Source organism: Winslowiella sp. 2C04 (assembly GCF_050037805.1).
GTDB classification, from domain to species: domain Bacteria; phylum Pseudomonadota; class Gammaproteobacteria; order Enterobacterales; family Enterobacteriaceae; genus Erwinia; species Erwinia toletana_A.
This window is the reverse complement of record NZ_CP188300.1, coordinates 2,192,297-2,212,877: the sequence shown is the minus strand read 5'-3', so window position 1 is coordinate 2,212,877 and position 20,581 is coordinate 2,192,297. Positions and strand designations below refer to the sequence as shown.

At 49.1% G+C, this 20,581-nt stretch carries 21 protein-coding genes and 4 pseudogenes; 12 read left to right on the top strand and 13 right to left on the bottom strand.

All coding sequences use genetic code 11. From position 1 onward, the window contains the following. Positions 1-33: 33 nt before the first annotated feature. From tyrR to pspA, 8 genes are all read right to left on the bottom strand, one after another. Complete coding sequence (gene tyrR, locus ACP3TC_RS09845; protein WP_313852104.1) at positions 34-1,599, bottom strand: transcriptional regulator TyrR; 1,566 nt, start codon at positions 1,597-1,599, stop codon at positions 34-36. A gap of 228 nt (positions 1,600-1,827) precedes the next feature. Next, positions 1,828-2,892 carry a YcjF family protein gene (locus tag ACP3TC_RS09840; RefSeq protein ID WP_313852105.1) on the bottom strand — a complete coding sequence of 355 codons (1,065 nt, stop codon included), beginning with the start codon at positions 2,890-2,892 and terminating at the stop codon, positions 1,828-1,830. Beyond that, positions 2,889-4,286: a YcjX family protein gene (locus ACP3TC_RS09835; RefSeq protein WP_313852106.1), complete on the bottom strand. Its 1,398-nt coding sequence runs from the start codon at positions 4,284-4,286 to the stop codon at positions 2,889-2,891. The genes ACP3TC_RS09840 and ACP3TC_RS09835 overlap by 4 nt, the downstream gene beginning before the upstream one ends. 53 nt (positions 4,287-4,339) lie before the next feature. Beyond that, positions 4,340-4,825 (bottom strand): N-acetyltransferase family protein, encoded by a 486-nt coding sequence (locus tag ACP3TC_RS09830; protein WP_426818106.1) that lies wholly within the window; start codon positions 4,823-4,825, stop codon positions 4,340-4,342. A gap of 62 nt (positions 4,826-4,887) precedes the next feature. Beyond that, positions 4,888-5,112, bottom strand: a complete 225-nt coding sequence (gene pspD, locus ACP3TC_RS09825) for a phage shock protein PspD (protein WP_313852109.1) — start codon at positions 5,110-5,112, stop codon at positions 4,888-4,890. Positions 5,113-5,170: 58 nt separating this feature from the next. Then, positions 5,171-5,533 (bottom strand): envelope stress response membrane protein PspC, encoded by a 363-nt coding sequence (gene pspC / locus ACP3TC_RS09820; RefSeq protein WP_313852110.1) that lies wholly within the window; start codon positions 5,531-5,533, stop codon positions 5,171-5,173. Further along, positions 5,530-5,757, bottom strand: a complete 228-nt coding sequence (pspB, locus tag ACP3TC_RS09815; protein ID WP_017799963.1) for an envelope stress response membrane protein PspB — start codon at positions 5,755-5,757, stop codon at positions 5,530-5,532. Before pspB ends, pspC begins: the two co-directional genes overlap by 4 nt. Before the next feature lie 81 nt (positions 5,758-5,838). Continuing rightward, complete coding sequence (gene pspA / locus ACP3TC_RS09810) at positions 5,839-6,504, bottom strand: phage shock protein PspA (protein ID WP_313852112.1); 666 nt, start codon at positions 6,502-6,504, stop codon at positions 5,839-5,841. Between the two features lie 176 nt (positions 6,505-6,680). On the opposite strand from pspA, the gene pspF reads away from it, so the two are divergent. Then, positions 6,681-7,679 (top strand): phage shock protein operon transcriptional activator, encoded by a 999-nt coding sequence (pspF, locus tag ACP3TC_RS09805; RefSeq protein WP_426818105.1) that lies wholly within the window; start codon positions 6,681-6,683, stop codon positions 7,677-7,679. Positions 7,680-7,999: 320 nt separating this feature from the next. Here pspF and ACP3TC_RS09800 read toward each other — a convergent pair. From ACP3TC_RS09800 to ACP3TC_RS09780, 5 genes and pseudogenes are all read right to left on the bottom strand, one after another. Beyond that, positions 8,000-8,300: pseudogene (locus tag ACP3TC_RS09800) on the bottom strand (helix-turn-helix domain-containing protein); the annotation flags it as partial. Positions 8,301-8,416: 116 nt separating this feature from the next. Then, the gene (locus ACP3TC_RS09795) at positions 8,417-8,767 is read right to left on the bottom strand and encodes a tail fiber assembly protein (protein WP_426818104.1); all 351 of its coding nucleotides are present in this window, start codon (positions 8,765-8,767) and stop codon (positions 8,417-8,419) included. Continuing rightward, positions 8,730-8,885: pseudogene (locus ACP3TC_RS09790) on the bottom strand (putative holin); the annotation flags it as partial. The pseudogene ACP3TC_RS09790 and the gene ACP3TC_RS09795, both read right to left, overlap by 38 nt. A 156-nt stretch (positions 8,886-9,041) precedes the next feature. After that, on the bottom strand, positions 9,042-9,797 hold the full coding sequence (locus tag ACP3TC_RS09785; protein ID WP_426818103.1) for a hypothetical protein: 756 nt from the start codon (positions 9,795-9,797) through the stop codon (positions 9,042-9,044). A gap of 19 nt (positions 9,798-9,816) precedes the next feature. Then, on the bottom strand, positions 9,817-10,803 hold the full coding sequence (locus ACP3TC_RS09780) for a hypothetical protein (RefSeq protein WP_313852116.1): 987 nt from the start codon (positions 10,801-10,803) through the stop codon (positions 9,817-9,819). A 465-nt stretch (positions 10,804-11,268) separates the two neighbouring features. Between ACP3TC_RS09780 and ACP3TC_RS09775 the strand changes: the two genes are divergently transcribed. The 11 genes and pseudogenes from ACP3TC_RS09775 (at position 11,269) to ACP3TC_RS09725 (ending at position 20,573) form a co-directional block, all read left to right on the top strand. Beyond that, on the top strand, positions 11,269-11,457 hold the full coding sequence (locus ACP3TC_RS09775) for a DNA-binding protein (protein ID WP_313852118.1): 189 nt from the start codon (positions 11,269-11,271) through the stop codon (positions 11,455-11,457). Positions 11,458-11,509: 52 nt separating this feature from the next. Further along, positions 11,510-11,815 (top strand): helix-turn-helix domain-containing protein, encoded by a 306-nt coding sequence (locus tag ACP3TC_RS09770; protein ID WP_313852119.1) that lies wholly within the window; start codon positions 11,510-11,512, stop codon positions 11,813-11,815. Positions 11,816-11,824: 9 nt separating this feature from the next. Continuing rightward, positions 11,825-12,274, top strand: a pseudogene (locus tag ACP3TC_RS09765) (DUF3102 domain-containing protein); the annotation flags it as partial. Next, positions 12,271-12,525, top strand: a pseudogene (locus tag ACP3TC_RS09760) (Mor transcription activator family protein); the annotation flags it as partial. The pseudogenes ACP3TC_RS09765 and ACP3TC_RS09760, both read left to right, overlap by 4 nt. A gap of 300 nt (positions 12,526-12,825) precedes the next feature. After that, the gene (gene sapA / locus ACP3TC_RS09755) at positions 12,826-14,454 is read left to right on the top strand and encodes an ABC transporter substrate-binding protein SapA (protein WP_313852120.1); all 1,629 of its coding nucleotides are present in this window, start codon (positions 12,826-12,828) and stop codon (positions 14,452-14,454) included. Beyond that, positions 14,451-15,416: a putrescine export ABC transporter permease SapB gene (gene sapB / locus ACP3TC_RS09750; RefSeq protein ID WP_313852121.1), complete on the top strand. Its 966-nt coding sequence runs from the start codon at positions 14,451-14,453 to the stop codon at positions 15,414-15,416. The genes sapA and sapB overlap by 4 nt, the downstream gene beginning before the upstream one ends. Positions 15,417-15,704: 288 nt before the next feature. Continuing rightward, positions 15,705-16,292: a flavin reductase family protein gene (locus tag ACP3TC_RS09745; RefSeq protein WP_426818102.1), complete on the top strand. Its 588-nt coding sequence runs from the start codon at positions 15,705-15,707 to the stop codon at positions 16,290-16,292. A 1,116-nt stretch (positions 16,293-17,408) separates the two neighbouring features. Then, positions 17,409-18,341, top strand: coding sequence for a fatty acid desaturase family protein (locus tag ACP3TC_RS09740; RefSeq protein WP_426818101.1), 933 nt, complete (start codon positions 17,409-17,411; stop codon positions 18,339-18,341). After that, positions 18,331-18,918, top strand: coding sequence for a pyridoxamine 5'-phosphate oxidase family protein (locus ACP3TC_RS09735; RefSeq protein ID WP_426818100.1), 588 nt, complete (start codon positions 18,331-18,333; stop codon positions 18,916-18,918). The genes ACP3TC_RS09740 and ACP3TC_RS09735 overlap by 11 nt, the downstream gene beginning before the upstream one ends. A 4-nt stretch (positions 18,919-18,922) precedes the next feature. Next, positions 18,923-19,846, top strand: a complete 924-nt coding sequence (locus ACP3TC_RS09730) for an iron-containing redox enzyme family protein (RefSeq protein WP_426818099.1) — start codon at positions 18,923-18,925, stop codon at positions 19,844-19,846. Between the two features lies 1 nt (position 19,847). Beyond that, on the top strand, positions 19,848-20,573 hold the full coding sequence (locus tag ACP3TC_RS09725; RefSeq protein ID WP_426818098.1) for a 2OG-Fe dioxygenase family protein: 726 nt from the start codon (positions 19,848-19,850) through the stop codon (positions 20,571-20,573). Positions 20,574-20,581: the final 8 nt, after the last annotated feature.

Here is a 20,581-nt window from a genome sequence, read left to right as displayed (position 1 = left end):
GGCTCCCCTCTGTTTCACCTGATGCCGCCAGCGTCAGGACGACGACTCTTTCTTCTGCCCCAGACCATATTCGCGCAGTTTATTGGCGATGGCGGTATGAGAAACCCCAAGGCGTTTTGCCAGTTTGCGGGTACTGGGATAGGAGAGATACAGGCGCGTCAGTACCGAGCGTTCGAAGCGGCTGGTAATCTCATCCAGCGATCCCTCAATCGCATCATCTCCCAGCGAAACGTCCATCGCCAGTTCCGGCAATACAATATCCTGTGGACGTAGCTCGTAGCCCTCCAACTGGGTCAGCGCCCGATACAGCGAATTTTTAAGCTGGCGCACGTTACCCGGCCAGTTATAGCGGGTTAAAAAAGCATTCAGCTGTGGCGACAGGCGTGGACGCGCCACCCCTTGCTCGTCGGCGAAACGGGCAACAAACAGTTCTGTCAGTGGCAGAATATCCTGCGGGCGATCGCGCAGCGGCGGCAAGTTAATCGTCAGCACATTCAGCCGGTAGAACAGATCTTCACGAAACTCGCCGCGATTGACCATTTCAGTCAGATTCTTCTGCGTTGCGCAGATCACCCGCACATCGACATGCACTTCATGCTCTTCCCCTACCCGGCGGAACGTGCCGTCGTTCAGGAAGCGCAGCAGTTTTGTCTGCATACGCGGTGACATTTCACCAATTTCATCCAGCAGCACCGAGCCGCCATTTGCCTGTTCAAAGAAACCTTTTTTACCTTCCAGCGCATTGGGGTAAGCACCCGCAGCATGGCCAAACAGCTCACTCTCTGCCACATCATCCGGCAGCGATGCGCAGTTAAGCGCCAAAAAGGGTTTTTTACCGCGCGTGCTGCGCAGGTGGCAGGCGCGTGCCAGCATATCCTTACCGGTACCGGTATCACCGACGATCAGCAGCGGCGCATCGAGCATCGCCAGTTTACGGGCCTGCTCGACCACCTGACGCATTTTCGGGTTAACCGCTACCACATGGTCGAATTCAGAATCATCGTTAACCGCCAGATTCTGTAATTGTTGCCCCATCCGCGCCGTCGATTTCAGCATAATCACTGCGCCAACCAGGCTGGTTTGCGCCTCGTCATCGCCAGCGGTATAAATCGGCCGCGCCTCCATCAAAAAGTCACGGCCCTGAATCACCACGTGCTGCGCGTGCGCTTCAACCCGCTCGCTCTCCAGCCAACGGGTAAAATTGAAACCGGTTATCAAGGTACTGACGTTGTGATTCCGCATTTTCTGCTCGTCAAGACCAAACAACAGCTGCGCCGCCGGGTTAGCCAGCTCGACCTTGCTTTTCAGATCCACCGAAAAAACCGGTTCCGGCAGCGCCACCAGCAGTGCACTCAGTGCGCGGTGTTCGCGCTCTGACGGCATAAATGCCACGGTGCGAACATCAGTAACACCGGGGATGCGACGGATCTCGGCCATCAGATTACTGAATTGCTCAAAGGCAATGGCGGAGAAATTGAGATAGATACGGCCGATAGCGGCGATTTCGATACCGCGAAGATCGATACTGCGTTCGACCAGTAAGTCCAGCAGTTCACGAGTCAGACCAATTCGGTCCTGGCAAAAGACTTCCAAACGCATTGGGTTGGCCTTGTTCAAAGATGAGAAAAGCGGTTACTGAAATAATACGCCAGGATGCGTCTGGTCAGAAGCGTTCTGTCATGAAAAGTTGACAGCCAGCAGCATTCGGCAAAAAGAGAGTAGCTGAAAAGGTATCGATTATCATGCCGGAATGGAATTTTTTAGCGGGATATAGCAAATATCAGACTTCAGTCAGTGAATAGTGGCGAATTGTTCGCCACTAATGGTTCACTTCTCTGATTTATTACCGTTTTTTTGCAGTGACTCTTTTAGCTGACCAATCAGCTCACGGCGAAAATCACCCAGCCGCGGTTTATCTTCCTCCAGCCACGGCAGCGGTCGGCAGAGTTCCATCGCCTTAATGCCAAGCCGTGCGGTCAATAAACCTGCGCCGATTCCTTGCGCGGCTCGCGCCGACAGCCGGGCAGCAATGTCCTGTGATACCCAGTCCATGCCGACTTCACGCACCAGTTCAGACGCACCAGCAAAAGCAATATTCAGCAGCACCAGACGAAACAGGCGGATACGGCTGAAGTAGCCAAGTTCGATGCCGTATAGCGTGGCAATACGGTTTACCAGCCGCAGATTACGCCAGGCAATAAATGCCATATCCACCAGCGCCAGCGGGCTGACCGCAATCATTAGCGTCGACTCGGCGGCCGAACGGCTGATTTCGCGACGTGCCTGACGATCCAGTACCGGCTGCACCAGCTGCGCATACAGCGCAACAACCTCGCGATCGTTTTGGGTTTCATGCAGCGATGCCTGCCAGCGTTGCAGTGCCGGATGCCCCTGATCGAGACCCGCCTGACGCGCCAGCTTTTCGCAAAACTCGCGCCCCTTGCCGATGCCGTGACTGTTCAGCAGTTCGCGGCCGATATCACGCTCTTCGGCACGCTGACGCAGCTTGTACAGCCGCCGCCACTCCGTCGCCAGCGAGCCAACACCCGCCATCACAATCAGCCCACCCGCCACGCCACCGCCGAGCGCCGCCCAGTCCTGAGCGAGCCAGGCGTTATGGATCCACTGCACGCCTTGCGCGACGACGCTGACGGCAAACAGCCCCACTCCGGCAGTCACCATTTTGCGCCACAGGCTGCGCTTCGGCCTTAATGCGGCTTCGACTGCTCGCTCACCGGCGCTCTCTTCCAGCGGCTCAATGTCATCATCCTGCAAGGCAGTAAATTGCGCCTGTTGTTGCTGTTCAAACGCTACCGCCGGTTTGATCAACGGAGTCGATTCCGCTTCCAGCGGTTTAGCAAAATCAATGCGCGGTTTCAGCGGTGCGTTCATCGCAGTTTGTCTCCCAGTAAGAATTCCAGCGCCGCGTCCATCCGGATATGCGGCAGCGGCCGATCAATATCAAGATTTTGCGGCCGGAACTGTTCAAAGTGAAAACCCTGCTGCTGCCAGAAACTGTTTCCCGGCAGGCGTGGCGGTACCTCACCAGGATAAAAGGTTAAAGCAGCATCATCCTGTAAACGATGTCCGCGCAGCGCCGGGATTTTTTCACCGTTATGATCGACCAGCCCACTCTGCGTCGCCTGCACCGAGGCCAGGCCGACACAATCCATACTGATCCCCTCAAAAGCGGCGTTTTGCCACGCATCCTGCACCAGTTGCTGTAACAGCGACACTAAATTAGCGTGCTGATCGGCAGTAACATGATCCGACTTGGTTGCAGCAAACAGCAGCTTATCGATTACCGGTGAAAACATGCGGCGAAACAGCGTGCGCTGGCCATAATGAAAACTCTGCATCAGTTGGGTCAGCGCCAGGCGCATATCGTTAAAGGCTTGTGGCCCGCTGTTTAGCGGTTGCAGGCAGTCGACCAGCACAATCTGGCGGTCAAAACGCAGGAAGTAGTTCTTGTAGAAGTCTTTGACGACATGATTGCAGTAGTAATTAAAGCGTGCGCGTAGCGTGCCTATATTGCTGTGCTTATCGGCCTGCGCCAGCTTAGATTCACCGGCCGCATCGACATCCGGCCACGGAAAAAACTGTAGTGCCGGGGCACCGGCCATATCGCCAGGTAACACAAAACGTCCGGGCTGGATAAAATGCAGACCTTGCTGTTTGCACTGCAGCAGATATTCGGTCCAGGCCTGAGCAATCTCTGCCAGCCGGTTTTCATCTGCCGGAGCCAGTGGATCCAGCCCGGCGCAGAGCTCGCGCCACGGTCTGGCCCATTCGGCACGATCGCCCTGCAACAGCCCGGTCATTTGCCGCGACCAGCTCAGATAATCCTGCGCCAGCATGGGCAAGTCCAGCAACCATTCGCCAGGATAATCGACGATTTCCAGATACAGTGTTGAGGTGTCTTTAAAGTGACGCAGCAGCGAATCGCGCGATCGATAACGCAGCGCCAGACGCATTTCGCTGACCCCACGGGTCGGCGTTGGCCAGGCTGGCGGTGTGGCATACAGCTGCGATAAACCTTCGTCGTAAGTAAAACGCTGAATGCCCATATCGCGTTGCGGCACTCGTTTTACCCCCAGCAAGCGATCTTCTCGCACTGCTGAAAACAACGGCAGGCGCGCACCGGCGTTAACATTCAGTAATTGGTTAACCATCGAGGTAATAAAAGCCGTTTTACCACTACGGCTCAGGCCGGTGACGGCAAGACGCAAATGGCGGTCCACACCACGATTCACCAGCGACATCAATTCATTTTGCAGTCGTATCATTGTGAAATTTAGCGCCTTAGCAGAATTATTATTCTTTGATTTGATTGATTATATCAGGCAGTCATTACCACAAAACGCTGCTGTTCCAGCGTAAATTCGGCGACAACCGGCATACCCAGTCTTTGATGAGCATGAATAGATCGCGGGTTGTTTTCGTTAATGAACAGTAAGCCCTCACGTCCATCCATTGCCGCTTTAAGCGTTTTGACCAGCGCCGACAGTAACTGCTTGCCGCGCTGGTTGGCATCAATGCAAACCGGGCCGTAGATCCAGTTATCAGGCTGACCCGGCCACGCCTGTAACATCGCACGCACCGGCGGGGCGACGGCCTCAGAGCGACTGGCACTGAACAGCACGCCCACTACCTTGCCTTCAACAATAGCGACAACGGTAGGAGACGTGCGTTGCAACCAGCCACGGACCTTTTCTGTCGAGTAGCTACCATACAGCGCCCCACCCTCGTCGGCAGAGTTGGCAACCAGTAACTGAGCGATCGGTTCGACATCCTCGAGGGTGGCAAAGCGGATTGTTGCAGGCATCGTAGCCTCCTGATTCAGAGATGATATCAGCAGCATAGCATGCCGATTGCCAGCTCTGAGTATCAGCTTTTGCTCCAGCGAGCCGTGACACCGCGTAGCACCCGCTTCAGCAGCGGCTCCAGCGCCAAAGCCAGCAGGATTTTCAACGGCCGACGCGCGACCGATTTTACTGCCCAGCCAGCCACGCCCGCCGGGCCATAGTTCAGGGCATTGATAATGATAAATTTGCCGGCCGATTTCAACGCGGGCGCGGCGTTACGGCGTACAGTCTGTTGCCAGTTTTGCATCAGATATTCTCCCGGTAAAAAAGAGATTCGGGTCAGCAGCGGCCCGCGTTATCAGCGATTACAGCTGGCTGAAGCGGCTACGCACGCTAAAGGTCTCCGACGTTACATAGCGTTCAACATTACGTAGCTGGGTTTCACCTGCCTGTAGTTCACTACTCAGGTCGTTGAGCAATTGATGTGCGGTGACCGGCTGTTGCTCGCTATCGGCACCGTACGGCATTGGATCCAGCACCCAGCTAAGAATAAAGTAGCCAATCACGGTAAACATAAACAGGCCGAAAAACAGCGACAGCACCGCAATGATCCGCACTAAACGTACCGGTATATTGAGATACTGAGCAATTCCGGCACATACGCCTTTAATTTTCCCGCGCTGCGGAATGCGCCACAGCTTATTTCCTCTAAACGCTAATCCTGTCATGGTTGCCTCCAGTGCGGGTGCTCAGCATCAAGAATCTCTTCCAGCGCCTGAATACGTTCACGCATCCGTCTGGCATCCTGGGTTAACTGTTGCAGACGCTGCATATCATTTTGTGATAGCTCAGCGCCGCTGTTCTGACGATTGCTGTAATGCAGCCATAACCATATAGGTGCTACAAACAGCACAAAAATTGTCAGCGGTATGGCAAGAAATAACGCACTCATTCACTCTCCTTGATCTTATCTGGCCGTCATCTGAGACAGTAATCATCGGGCGGACAGCCGAATGGCTGCCCGCTAGCGATGTTACTCGCTACGGTTCATTTTGGCTTTTAACGCGTTCAGTTGCTCACTGATTTCATCATTGGCTTTCAGTTCGGCAAACTCCTGATCCAGCGTTTTCTGCTTACCAAAGCTCACGCTCTCCGCTTCCGCTTCCATATGATCAATACGACGTTCAAAGGATTCGAAACGCGCCATGGCTTCATCAATTTTTCCGCTGTCGAGCTGACGACGTACATCACGTGAGGAAGAAGCCGCCTGATGGCGTAAGGTCAGCGCCTGCTGACGAGCGCGCGTTTCGCTCAGCTTTTTCTCCAGCTCGCCGATTTCGCCTTTCATGCGGTCCAGCGTCTCTTCTACCTGCGAAGTTTCCTGCGTCAGGGTGGCGATCAGATCGGTCAGTTTCTGTTTTTCAATCAGCGCGGCACGCGCCAGATCGTCTTTGTCTTTACGCAGCGCCAGTTCGGCCTTTTCCTGCCACTCACTCTGCTGAGTCTCTGCCTGCTCAATACGGCGAATCAGCTGTTTTTTCTCAGCCAGCGCGCGAGCGGAGGTTGAGCGGACTTCTACCAGCGTGTCTTCCATTTCCTGAATCATCAGACGCACCAGCTTTTGTGGATCTTCTGCTTTCTCCAGCAGAGAGTTGATGTTGGCGTTCACGATGTCGGCAAAACGAGAAAAAATACCCATAATCAAAATCCTCATTAATATTGTCTGCGTTACGCCATGCTCTGCACAGCTGCTGCTAAGTAATTCAAGATGCGTGCCAACTTTTATGTTATTGATTTTCAATGACTCCCCTGCTTTACTTTGCGTAATGCTACGCGTAATCTGGTTTTAATCACTAACACCTGGTGAAATTCATCATGAGCGAACAGACTGAAAACCTGCTGGGCGAGTCGAATAACTTTCTCGAAGTATTAGAGCAGGTTTCACGGCTGGCTCCGCTAAATAAACCGGTGCTGGTAATCGGTGAACGCGGCACAGGTAAAGAACTGATTGCCAGCCGCCTGCACTACCTTTCCGACCGCTGGCAAGGACCATTTATCTCGCTTAACTGTGCCGCGCTGAACGAAAATCTGCTCGATTCTGAGCTGTTTGGTCATGAAGCGGGGGCCTTTACCGGCGCGCAAAAGCGCCATCTCGGCCGCTTTGAACGCGCCGATGGCGGCACGCTGTTCCTCGACGAGCTGGCCACCGCACCGATGCTGGTACAGGAAAAATTGCTGAGGGTCATTGAGTACGGCCAGCTGGAACGCGTCGGCGGCAGCCAGCCGCTGCAGGTCAGCGTACGCCTGGTCTGTGCGACCAATGATGATCTACCGGCGCTGGCACGCGCAGGCAAATTCCGCGCCGACCTGCTGGACCGCCTGGCATTTGATGTGGTGCAGCTGCCGCCGCTGCGCGAGCGCCGCAGCGACATCCTGGTGATGGCCAACCATTTTGCCATTCAGATGTGTCGCGAGCTCGGCTTGCCGCTGTTTCCTGGCTTCACGCCAGCGGCGCAACGTGTACTGCTGGATTATCACTGGCCCGGTAACGTTCGCGAGCTGAAAAACGTCGTCGAGCGCTCGGTATATCGCCACAGCACCGTCGACGAACAGCTGGATACCATTATTATTAATCCGTTCAGCCGTACAGCCGCAACGGAAGTTGCGCAACCGCCTGAATCCCCGTATCCCGATCTGCCGCTTGATTTACGCCAGTGGCAGAATCAGCAGGAGCAAGCGCTGCTGGAAAAGAGCCTGCAACAGGCGCGCTTTAATCAACGACGTGCCGCAGAGTTATTAGGCGTCACCTACCACCAACTGCGCGCAATGATGAAAAAGCATGGGGTGCGAGTGACGGAAGAAACTGAAGAGTGACGGCTCAAGTCATTCAGGCGTCAGCTGATATTAAGCATTGACGCCACCAGCCATCAAATGCAAAAAAAAGGCCCGCGCAAGGCGGGCCGAAAAATACTGGAAGCAATGTGAGCAATGTCGTGCTCTTCTTCGGTAGAGCCACCGTCGAAGCGCAAATGAATAGTAATCATTCTCACTATCATCTGTAAAGCATTTTGTTGAGAATCTTTCTCATTACCATAGTAACATTGTGCGTATTATCATGATGCGCCGCGCGATAAATGCACCTAGTTCTGTGAGATAAATGGCATCGCTGCGGCGTTTCAATATTTGCAAAAGAATTACAATCCTACTGCTTTACCCTTCCTAAGGCCAACCACCGGAAAGTATCGGTAAAACGTCGATAACCCTACACCTTAGATAATGGCCAACTGCTGGAGGGTATGTCCCTTAGCAAATAGCCGTCCAACCTGTTCCCGCTCATGTTGCTTTAACGCGTTGGTCATCCGCTAGTGCATCCCTGTGCCCTGGCTGCTGCTAACCAGCCAGTGTTCGTCCGACGATCTGCTCTCGTTCCATCTCCGTTAATACCGGCATCACATAGTAAAAGAAACGCCCCAAGCAAGTGCTGGTATCAATATTGCCGCGCTGAACGAGTAGAACGAGTAGATAGAAGAGGTAGATTATGCGGGAATGACTGAAAAGGCAGTGAACGCTGAGTTATCAGCATGGACTGAATATCGCAGGAAACTGTGTGCCTATATAAAATCTTGAGGATGGTAGTCATGCGCTACCATCCCCGCCAGTTGTCCAGAACGGCTTCTCGGGCCAGCTAAATCGGGGGCTTTTGATGTATCGATACGCATCAGCAGGACCCTGTATTTCTTCGATGCTGCAAGCGTTGCGGCTTCTTCTTCTGTCGCGATATCGGCATCAACCGCGTCCTGTCTCCATTCTATTTCAGTGTCTGCCGCTGCACGAAGTTGGTTTTTCTTTGCTGAGGCTTCGACGATCAGTTGTTCATGTGTTGGCGGAGGGATATCAACCCATGCAGGCAGGCTGTAAACATCCCGCAGCGAGCGTGATGAGCGACAGCTTGTAGACCACAATCGGCAGTTGCTGGGGTGAGACCAGACCGATGATGCCGAGCAGAAGCACAGCAGTCAGCAGCCAGCCGCTGAGCCGGGGCTTTTTAACAGGGGGAATGATTTTTTTCAGGTTTTTCATGATGCGTCTCCTTGTGTAGTGGAAACAGCATCACAAATGTCAATTAAAGGGGATTTTAAACCGCGTTATAAGTGTTTATCGTGGATGCATGTCATTTAGATATAAAATGTCACCGAAAGTGAGTTATGGGGCGCATGAATGCGCCCCACCAATAAATCAAATTGGCTCCGCTGTAAACAAATTACCAATGGTGTCACTACTCATATAACTAAATTTCACACCATTGAATATGGTCGAAACCGTTGGGGTATTGTCTTTTTTTTCTTCCTTCAATTTGACCAGCTTGATCACGATTTTTGCTGGCTCTCCAGTTTTCATGGTGTTCTCACCTAACACGGCAGAGTATGCTGATACAACAACAGCCATGACATCGGCACCTGATTTAGCTGTGCCATCACCCCTGGTAATCAATGTGATACCTGAAAGGTTCTTGCTTTTCTTATCGACTGTACCAACAATGGCCAGATGATCGTTGAATGTATATTTAAAAACATTCTTGACCTCACCACTTTCGATATGTGCTTTCAACCTAAATGAGCTACCGAAAGTCTTAAGGTTGGCATTCATTCGCTTCGAGAATACCTCAGGGGATATTTCCAGCGTTACTTCAGGAACACTGGTAACCGTTTCTTCAGAGGCATCTTCAGGTTGAGAAGGTGTCTCAACCGGTTCATTTTTAGGTTTTGCCGTTTGCATAGCCGTACTGGTTTCTGTTCTTGCTTTTTCATTTTTATCTTGGGTGGGAATAAATAAAACCAAGAAAAATAAAGCAACCACAAATCCGACGATGCCACCACTAGTCTTACTCAGCCAAGGTTTATGACCTTTCCTTATAAAATGACGTGATAATAATCTTGCAACTACAACCCAGATAGCTATTACTGCAACTAAAATCAAAAAATCTTTCATCATAACTCCGTTCATTTCTTCGCTATTTCAAATGGTATTTAAAGACATATCCCCGTCGACTGCTACTATACATTAAGAAACTCAGACAAGAAGAGTTGAGTACTCTGGCATAGCTGCTATCAGGTGAAATGTTGATGTAGCACTTTTCCTGCTTAAGGTTGTACTTCACCCATGCTGGCGAGCCACTTGTCATCGTCAATACTAACGTGTGCCAACCGATTTTCTGTATATAATTTGATACGTTAACAAAATCAGATTTGTATTTATCCAATTCTGGAAAAACACTCCGTAAGGCTGGGATTGCGGTATTTACGACCCTATCATTTGTCTCGGCAGTAAAACTACTTATTCCATTTTGATAAGCCTGTTTGGTCGCGGGACTGCCATTGAGAAAGATGGTGAGGCCAATCCCCACGGCTATGACTAGTGCGACTACGCTGCTTAAAATGACAAAAATCTTATAATTCGCTTTCGATGTCACTCGGGAAGGTTTTAGTTCAGTACCCTGAGCCACAGGAGAAACTGTGTTTTCGTCTGGTTCAACATTCAATAAATCATCAAAGTAACCAAACACTGATTGAAGCTGCTCTTTATCTAAATCCTTAAGATGGGTTGTACCGAAATGCTTCAAGCAATATCGGTCACGATCAAGGCGATATGCTGGGTTAGTAATAGTCATTATTTTACTGACTAAAGTATTACAGTCCTTCTGGACCTTGACCCGCTGGGCATACTTCTGGAGGATCTTAACAGCACAATGGTAATCAGCTGCAGTCATCTCATTGACAGTTTTGGTGTGAAGTTTCGTATGGAGCACCAGCCACAGTTCGCGCTTGCTTTCACCAGCGTCAACAAATTCATCCATTAATCGATGCAGATCACGTTTTTGTAGCAGTGAGATTGGTTGCTGAGCAGCATGGGATACCCCAGCGGTATAGTTATGGATAGTTACATCACCGCTGACAACATTGCCTACATCCCCATTAACTGTTTGCTTTTGCTTATTCATGTTCTCTTCGTGTTTTTGTTCATTACGGCTCCAGCTCCTATGGTCACATTACCTTTAATAACGTTCCCCAGAACATCTCCCTGAATAACCTGCTCGGCTCGCTCTTGTGACGAACCATTTTAACAACCACTGGAGCAGCACGATATAACTCAATCAGACTAGCCTCATCTTGTGGCATCGAAGAAACTGAACGGTCACCAGTTACAACAACACCGAACCTAGCTAACGCAGCCAAATATTGTGCATCGGGATACTTGTCACCTTTCTCATAGTTAAGCTAAGCAATTTTTTTCACGCCACCATGCTCACCGAATGCCAATTGGCTCAGTCCTGGTCTCTCTCGTTCTTCTTTTAATCGCTCACCGATACTCAATTGCATGCAAATCCCGCTGGCAGGTATTCAAATGAATACCATAATCCATCACATATAAACCAAACATCATTGCATCAACAAAGGAGACAACGATGACTGCAGAGCAAGTCAAATCACTCTTCCGCCAGCGCGGGGTCACTTTCACCCGCTGGGCAGAAGAAAACGGCTACAGCCGCAATGAGGTTTACCGTGTTCTTAACGGTTTCACCAAAGCCCGCTACGGCAAATCCCACGGAATTGCAGTGAAGCTGGATCTGAAACCAGATTCGAATGCGGCCTAACCTTTTAGCCCGTGTAACAGATTATCACATATCGCAAAAAGGGGAATGTGACATGAGCAAGGCAAATGTATCCAGTTCTGGCTCACGCATTCTGCGCGTTCTTAAAGCTCTGCGCGGTCACGCTCTCAACGGTGTTTCTAACGGTGAACTGGCATCAGCTCTGGGCGAGTCCCCGGCGAATATCAATCGGGCGCTCAATACCCTTATCGAAGAGGGTTTGGCTCTAAAACTGGATAACGGGCATTTTGCCCCTGGAGTCCAGCTATTACAAATCGCCATGGCGCACAGTACCGAGATGGCACGGGCGCAGGATCGTATCAATGAAATTAACCAGCGTGTTATAGCTGGCAGTCGCTAAGGATTTGGCATGGGACGTACAAAATCACAACCAGTTGAACTAGTGAAAGATGCACCGCTAAGCGATGGCCTCAACGTTAGTCTGAACGCCATGACCGAACATCGCCTAGAAATCATGCAGCAATTTGGTGATGGGCTGCCGTATGAACGCGATCGTATTGTACACGAGACACGTTTTTATATGGCTCAGAGTGCTGAGGCTATGCTGGAAGCAGGTGAACGCCTAATTATCCTTAAGGAAAATGAGCCGCATGGCGAGTTTGTTGAGATTGTCAGAGAACATCTCAGCATTGAACCCCGTATTGCGCAAAAAAAGGCTCAAGCCTCCCTTAAATTTTTATCACCTGAACTTGAGTCAAAAGCGAAAACGTTTTCGCTTTTAGGCCGTTCAAAATTTTACGAATTGATGTTGGAAGATGATGAAGAACTTGCTCAGCTAGCTGATGGTCGAACGGTAGCCGTATGATGCAGGTCTGGGGCGGGCAGAACGTGTACTTCCCGATGGGCATGGTCTGGAAGGTCAGCCAGCGCGACAGGAAAATCTTCCTGGAGTTCGACGGGCGCAACCATTACGAACTGGCCCGCAAGTTTGGCGTTTCTCTGCAGTGGATCTACAGCGTGGTGAAACGGGTTAAAAGGAAAGAACTGGATCGGATGCAGGGTAAGCTGTTTGATGGTGAATCTGATGACGTTGCCGGAACAAGGGAGTAAAATCACAAACCAGACTGGTTCGAACTTGTTTTTATTCGGGCCAGTCTGATTTTCACATACTGTAAGGTTATTGCACATTACATCCAGTATCTTCCCATGTTGACCCAGTTCCTCCCATAATTATCTCACTAATTCCCTGTCATTTATCTCAAATCTGATCATTATCATCAGCCTTTGCTTTTCGGCAGGCATTTCCAGCATGAAAATTGCCTGGAAAAGAGCCGGTTATCCAGTCAAACTTTGGGGCAACGCCAAGAGTGCGATACACTCTGCCTATTGCCCGTGAACCCAAAAAATCCGATGCCAAAAATATTCTCCACCCTGCTTCTCGGACTCAGCGTGTTAAGCAGCGCTGCCTGGTCGGCAACGCCCGGCGATATTCGCCAGAGCGGTTTTGTCTATTGCGTCAGCGGCGTGATGAACACCTTTAACCCACAGCTGGCCAGTAGCGGGCTGGCCGTCGATACGCTGGCAGCGCAGCTTTACGATCGCCTGCTGGACGTCGATCCTTATACTTACCGCCTGATCCCAGAGCTGGCGGAGAGCTGGGAAGTGCTGGATAACGGTGCCACCTATCGTTTTCATTTACGCCCTAACGTGCCATTCCAGACCACCAGCTGGTTCACACCGACACGCATGATGAATGCCGACGATGTGGTATTCAGTTTTGCCCGGATGTTTGACCGCAAGCATCCCTGGCATAACGTTGGTGGCGGCAACTATCCCTATTTTGACAGTCTGCAATTCTCCGATGCGGTACAAAGCGTTAAAAAACTCGATAAAGATACCGTTGAAATTCGCCTGAACAGCCCGGACGCCTCTTTTCTCTGGCATCTGGCCACCCACTATGCGCCGGTGCTCTCAGCGGAGTACGCCGACAACCTGACAAAAATTAATCGTCAGGAACTGCTGGATCGCCAGCCGGTTGGCACCGGGCCATTTATGCTGAATGAGTACCGCGCCGGGCAATTTATTCGTCTGGCTCGTAATCCGCTCTACTGGAAAGGCGTACCACGCATGCCGCAGGTGGTAGTCGATATGGGAGCCGGAGGTATGGGCCGGCTGTCGAAACTGCTAACCGGTGAGTGTGATGTGCTGGCCTATCCGGCCGCCAGCCAGTTATCGATACTGCGCGACGACCCGCGCCTGCGCCTTACCTTGCGCCCGGGCATGAATATCGCCTATCTGGCCTTTAATACCCGTAAAGCACCGCTGGATCGCCGCGAGGTTCGACAGGCGCTGGCACTGGCGATTAATAATGAGCGCCTGATGGAGTCGATTTACTACGGTACGGCAGAAACTGCCGCTTCTATTTTGCCGCGCGCCTCCTGGGCTTATGATAATGATGCACGCATCACAGAATATAATCCGCAGAAAGCGCGCGATGAGCTGAAACGACTCGGGCTGGAAAATCTGCACCTGAAACTCTGGGTGCCCTCGGCTTCCCAGTCGTGGAACCCCAGCCCGCTGAAAACCGCCGAGCTGATCCAGGCAGATATGGCACAGATCGGAGTACGCGTCACCATTGTACAGGTTGAAGGCCGCTTCCAGGAGGCGCGTTTAATGGAAATGAATCACGATCTGACGCTAACCGGCTGGGCGACTGACAGTAACGACCCGGACAGTTTTTTCCGGCCGCTGTTAAGCTGCGCCGCAATTAATTCTCAAACCAATTTTGCCCACTGGTGCAACCCGGCATTCGATGAAGTACTGCATAAGGCGTTGTTGTCACAACAGTTGGCTACCCGCATCGATCGCTATGACGAAGCGCAGAATATTCTGGCGCAGGAGCTGCCGGTGCTGCCGCTGGCTTCATCGCTACGGCTGCAAGCCTATCGCCACGATATTAAAGGATTGGTGTTAAGTCCGTTTGGCAATGCTTCCTTTGCCGGCGTACACCGTGATGAAGCCAGGGATCTGAAGCAATGATTATTTATACGCTGCGCCGCCTGGTGCTGTTGCTGACCACGCTATTTATGCTGACGCTGGTCGGTTTCAGCCTGAGCTACTTTACGCCGAATGCACCGTTACAGGGAGCATCGCTGCTGGATGCCTGGCTGTTCTGGTTTAAAGGCATCCTGCAGCTTGATTTCGGCGTCTCCAGCATCAACGGTCAGTCAATCAATCTGCAACTGCGCGAGGTCTTCCCCGCCACGCTGGAACTCTGCCTGATGGCCTTCAGCCTGGCGCTGCTGGTCGGTATTCCGTTGGGAATTATGGCCGGTGTGATGCGCAATAAATGGCAGGATAAACTGATCAGCGCGCTGGCATTGCTCGGCTTTTCAATGCCGGTATTCTGGCTGGCGCTACTGCTGACGCTGTTTTTTTCACTCCACCTCGGCTGGCTGCCGGTATCCGGTCGTTTCGATCTGTTGTATCAGGTCAAAACCGTCACTGGTTTTGCCTTAATTGATGCCTGGCTCAGCGACTCACCGTGGCGTGAGGAAATGTTACTTAGTGCCTTCACCCATATGATTCTACCGGTAACCGCTCTGGCGGTGGCACCCACTACCGAGGTCGTTCGCCTGCTGCGCATCAGTACCAGCGATGTTATCGACAAAAACTATATCAAAGCCGCAGCCACCCGTGGTCTGTCGCGTTTTGCCGTAATCCGCCGTCATGTGATACATAACGCATTGCCGCCGGTGATCCCGCGTCTTGGCTTACAATTTGCCACTATGCTGACGCTGGCAATGATCACCGAAGTGGTATTCAGCTGGCCGGGATTAGGCCGCTGGCTGATTAACGCCATTCGCCAGCAGGATTATGCAGCGATTTCCGCCGGTGTGATGGTGGTGGGCGGGATGGTCATTACAGTCAACGTACTGTCCGATATTTTAGGCGCCATGACCAATCCGTTAAAGCATAAAGAGTGGTATGCCCTTCGATAGTTAGCAGTAATGCACGGCATTCTACCCGGCGCGCGAAAGCCTTCCGGGTTAGACGCACCATTGACAAGGTATCTGGCGGACGCTGGTCACCAACATTACCCAGTTTTTAGACGGCGAAATCCCTGTTAATCCGTACGATGGCGCACTTAGTCTTGCGGGCATTGCCCTACTTATTTTCACTGTGAGTTTGATCGCGCGCACTGCACGCAAAGCCCTGAATCTGTCACTCTCTAAAGACACACCTGTCTGATAACTGGACAATACTCATATCACTGGAGTAGAAAAGGCATGAATAAATTTATTGCTCCCGTTGAGCTTTCTAAAGCATTTCGTCTGATCAATCATGGACCGACAACGCTGGTCTCAGCGCGACATGCGGGCGTTGATAACGTCATGTCAGCGTCATGGGTATGCGCACTGGATTATTCACCACCGAAGTTAACCGCTGTGCTGGATAAGATGGCGAAAACACGCGAACTAATCGAAAAAACTGGGCAGTTTGTTATTCAGGTGCCAACGGTTGCTCAGCTTAAGCTTACCCACTATGCCGGAACACATAGCCTGCATGATGATCCGGACAAAATGGCACATGCCGACGCCAGGGTTTTTAGCATACCAGGCAACGATTTACCTTTTATTGAAGGCTGCTCAGGCTGGCTGGCCTGCAAGGTGATCCCTGAATTACATAATCAGCAGAGCCATGATCTGTTTATTGCTGAAATAACCGGCGCATGGGCCGATACACGGATTTTTAGTGAAGGACACTGGAAATTCGAACATGCCGATCCTGCCTGGCGAAGCCTGCACTACATTGCAGGCGGACATTTTTACGCAACAGGGGAAGCAATGGATATCGGCGGAGAAGAAATGCCCTGATATCTACAGGCAACAGACCGGTATTTACGCCTGTCTTCAGGCGTTTTATTAACTGCCCCTCCTCTTCTCGCTACGCCTTAACGGCGTAAGCGACACCCTCTGATTCTGAATAATACTTAATTGCAGTAAGCACCATCAGACAACCATCCGCTACGGCTGGTGAGATCAGCACGATGGCTGAATCTGAAAAACATCTTCAATTTTATGGATTCTGTAAGTCATCAAGCCGTGAGAGGTTGCCGAATGACATAAGTTTTATTGCCAAAATCTGAACTACTCAGAAAATTACTTATGAAATGAGGGGTGGAAAATTTGTGTTTTCGCAGAGAAGTTGGAAATTGACTAATCAGAACATGTAAAAAGATAAGGAAGTCAAAATAAAATAAGTGATTTAAGTTAAATTTTAGCGCTATAGCACTAAAAAAACCTCAGGATAGTATTGATAACCATTATCATCTGATAAGTTGATGATTGATCTGAAATCGATCGATTATACTGCCCATTGATACCCTGAACTAAAATATTCTTTTTAAGATGCGATTCTCTGGATTAATAATCTATAGAAATATCGTTTAGCAACATAACCCCCCGAACAGTAAGCAAAACCATTCCATAAGATTTAATGAATGTTTGTTTTTTTATCCTGCAAATCAATCACATCATAACATTTAAACCCATGCTGTATTATTTTATTGTTTATAATCAATACTATAAAGCAGACTTTTGTTGGTAACACTAATTTGTTTAAGATTTAAATCAACGAAAAAGTGAATTATTAACCACGGCAAGTGCATAAATGATCATTTTTCACTATGAAACCAATGAGGAAAATCGTCGCCCAGAAGAAAATTGCTCTTGAAAGGCAACAAACAAGGAGATCTTTGCGTCAGAAGAAGTACATGCTCAACAGTAAATAGACAGCGTATTAGTCTGATAAAAAATTAAGGGACACCGAGCCCCATGAGAGGTGAAAAGCCCTATTAAATTATGTAATTAAACAGTGCAGCGACAGCTCAAAAAAGTACAAATGGCAAAACATCGTCTGAAACTCGCAGGCATTTTACCCGTTTTATTCACCAAACATTTTAAGTCATTCGGAAAAATAAGGAGATAACCTTGAGTAATGCAGATTTTACCGTCGAGAAAATCAGTCTCACTAACCTGCCCAGCAGATCCAGCGACGTCACGTTTATGTTGAAATTCTTTATCTATATCTCAGTTATTGGCATAGCAATCTTTTTCGCCATGAATGATTCATTATGGATTAAGTCTGTAGGCGTGTTTTTAATGGGTGCCATCTTCGCGCATGGGGTTGAATTACAGCACCAGGTCTTGCACGCCCAGGGAATAAAAAACAGAAAAGGAAACGAAATTATTGGTATCTTGCTGGGTCTTCCCATGCTGGTCTCGTATGCTGATTATAAGTATAGTCATCTGAATCATCATAAGTTTTTAGGAACGCCACAAAACAAAGAATACTTTGATTACGGTGACCAATATGGCACGCTTAGTTTCATGACGATCTGGGCTTTAGTTTCACGTCTTTTTATGATCCCCCAGTACTATGCATTTATTAAAAAGGCTTTCATCGCCCTTACCTTTCAGGATTATGAGGACACCACGCCAAAAGTTTCTAAACAGATTCGCAGAGACTATCTGGTGATGATTTCTTTTATGACTGTGCTGGCTACACTGTCATATCTTTACGGATGGGAGATCATCGCGACATTTTGGCTGATACCTTTTGTTGTTATTGCATCACCTATACACGCACTTATCGAAATGCCAGAACATTATCAATGTAATACCGAAAGTACACATCAATACTCAAATACACGAACCATTAAAAGCAATGCATTTATGACATGGTTTACTAATGGGAATAACTTTCATGTTGAGCATCACATGATGCCCGGCCTGCCGATCGACCGCCTGCACGATTTACATGCAAAAATTAGCGGTAAGTATGAACATTACAGTCCAACCTATCGAGCCTTCTATATGGGGGTTCTGAAAAAAATGTTAAGGAAAGAAAGTAATGAAAAATGAGTTCTATCTGCAAGAAGCTCGTTACTTTCAGGACAGATTTAACAGCAGAGGATTAGCTGACCAGCTGGAAAAAACCAGAAGACATAACGAGTTTCTCGAATCAGATCGAGAGATAATACGAAAGTCACCCATGTTCTTTTTAGCCACGTCATCTCCGGATGGCTACCCGGATTGTTCTGTGAAAGGGGGAAATCCAGGTTTTGTAAAAATAGTAAATTCTTCCACCTTAATCTTTCCTGATTATGATGGAAACGGAATGTACAGAAGCTTAGGTAACATAGCCTCTAATCCTAATATAGGAATGTTATTTCTTGAGTATGAAGGTGGGCGAAGAAAATTAAGAATTAACGGTCAGGCTTCTGTAAGTGAAGAACCGGATATCTTAATAAATTTACCGGGCGCAAAATTAGCCGTTATTGTTAAAGTCAGGGATATTTTCCCTAACTGCCCCAGATATGTTCCGCTACTGGAAGTGAAGCAAAGCTCGGCATATAACCCAGATTATGGTTATACCCCCCCGGAACCCGACTGGAAAAGTAAAGATGATCTCAAAGATTTTGTGCCAAAAAAGGAGTGAGGATATGAATTCCAAAAAACAACTTGTAAAAGGGATTGACGTTTCCGATACAACGCTTGAAGAACAAAAAACATTAAATTCATTCTATCTGCGAGAAATCGGACAGCCTGCAGATTTCAGGGAGAGTCCAGATTTAAGTGAGTATTTCTTCATCGAAGAAATCGAGGACAGATGGAATGCATATGAAGCATCCAGATTGGCAATGCAGGATTACCCCACCAATGCGGAAGATTTTCTAAGCTGGTACAACAAATTGCATATGGCGCACAGAAAAATCGTGGCCCCTTTTTTCACACGGCTGGCTGAGCATTCAACACTTGAAGAGCTGACATTTTATATTGCGATGGAAAATGAGGTAGATGGACGATTTGACGATGTGATTTCTCTTGCTCAACTTGGTATGACCGGCGATATGAAACTGGCTCTCGCCGAAAATTATTGGGATGAGATGGGGATGGGCAGCCTGGAAGAGATGCACACGGTTTTGTTTACCGCCTCAGCAGAAAAGCTGCGTGGGATTGCCGGATTATCCTCAGAAAAAATTCAGGTACCCAGCGCAGCATTAAAAAATGGCAACCTGTTGTTGATGTATGCCTTGCGCAGAAAATATCACCCACGATTGCTCGGTACGCTGGCTATTCTCGAGCATACCGCACCCTATCGATTCGCAAAAACAGTACAAGCAATGCGCCGGTTAGGAATACCTGAGGATGTCATCTATTACCATGACATGCATATTCAGGTCGATGCAAATCATGGAAAGCAACTTATAGAAAGAGTGTTAATGACTCTTGCTAAAGATAACCCGGATATCATTCCGGAGTTATGTATCGGTTGCCTTGTCCGATATAACGTCGCAGTGGATTATTACAATAGTGTTGAAGCGGAAATGGATAAAATCACCTTACAAAAAGAAAAGGAGTATTAAAATGAGTAGTACCACACTGGAAAAACCGTCAACAGCAAAAATTTACAACCTGGAAAGTCAACGTTTTATTTTGGGTAGCGCATCTCAAGTTTTCGGCATTGATTTCCTCACGCATCCAGACTGGAAAGCATTTCAGGCATTTTTTGAAGACCTGGAATTAGACCAATACATGATGGATGGCGGATTATATCGACAGCGTCGCTTTGGCCGCTTCAAATGGTTTGCTGATGGAAACCGGCTGGAACAGCAGCCACAAACGCCCTATACACAGCCGCTGTACTTTAATCCACTGAATGGTGGCATTGAACGACACTTTGCCCCTTTAACCGATACAATTGTAAATAATCAGGTCGTAAGAGAAATTCTTCTGAGACTGGCTAAGGCTTATGGTGAGCTGGAAGATATTCAGACCTGGAAAATCAATGCTTACTTTAACAGGATCATTGCGACAAAAGACTTTTCTGGACAGCCAGTGCCCGAAGGTAAACATCGTGACGGTGTCAAATTTAGCTGTTTGTTTATGGCAAACCGTTTAAATGTTTCGGGTGGATCAACCACACTGACTGATATCTTATATCAACAAGAAGTGTTCACCGGAACACTGCAAAATCCATCTGATGTTTTAATTTTCCGCGATGACACTGTGATTCATGATACCAGTGCGATTACGGTTAATGAAGGATTTAAAGAAGGCTACAGAGACGTACTGGTTATCGAGTTTTACTGATATATAAA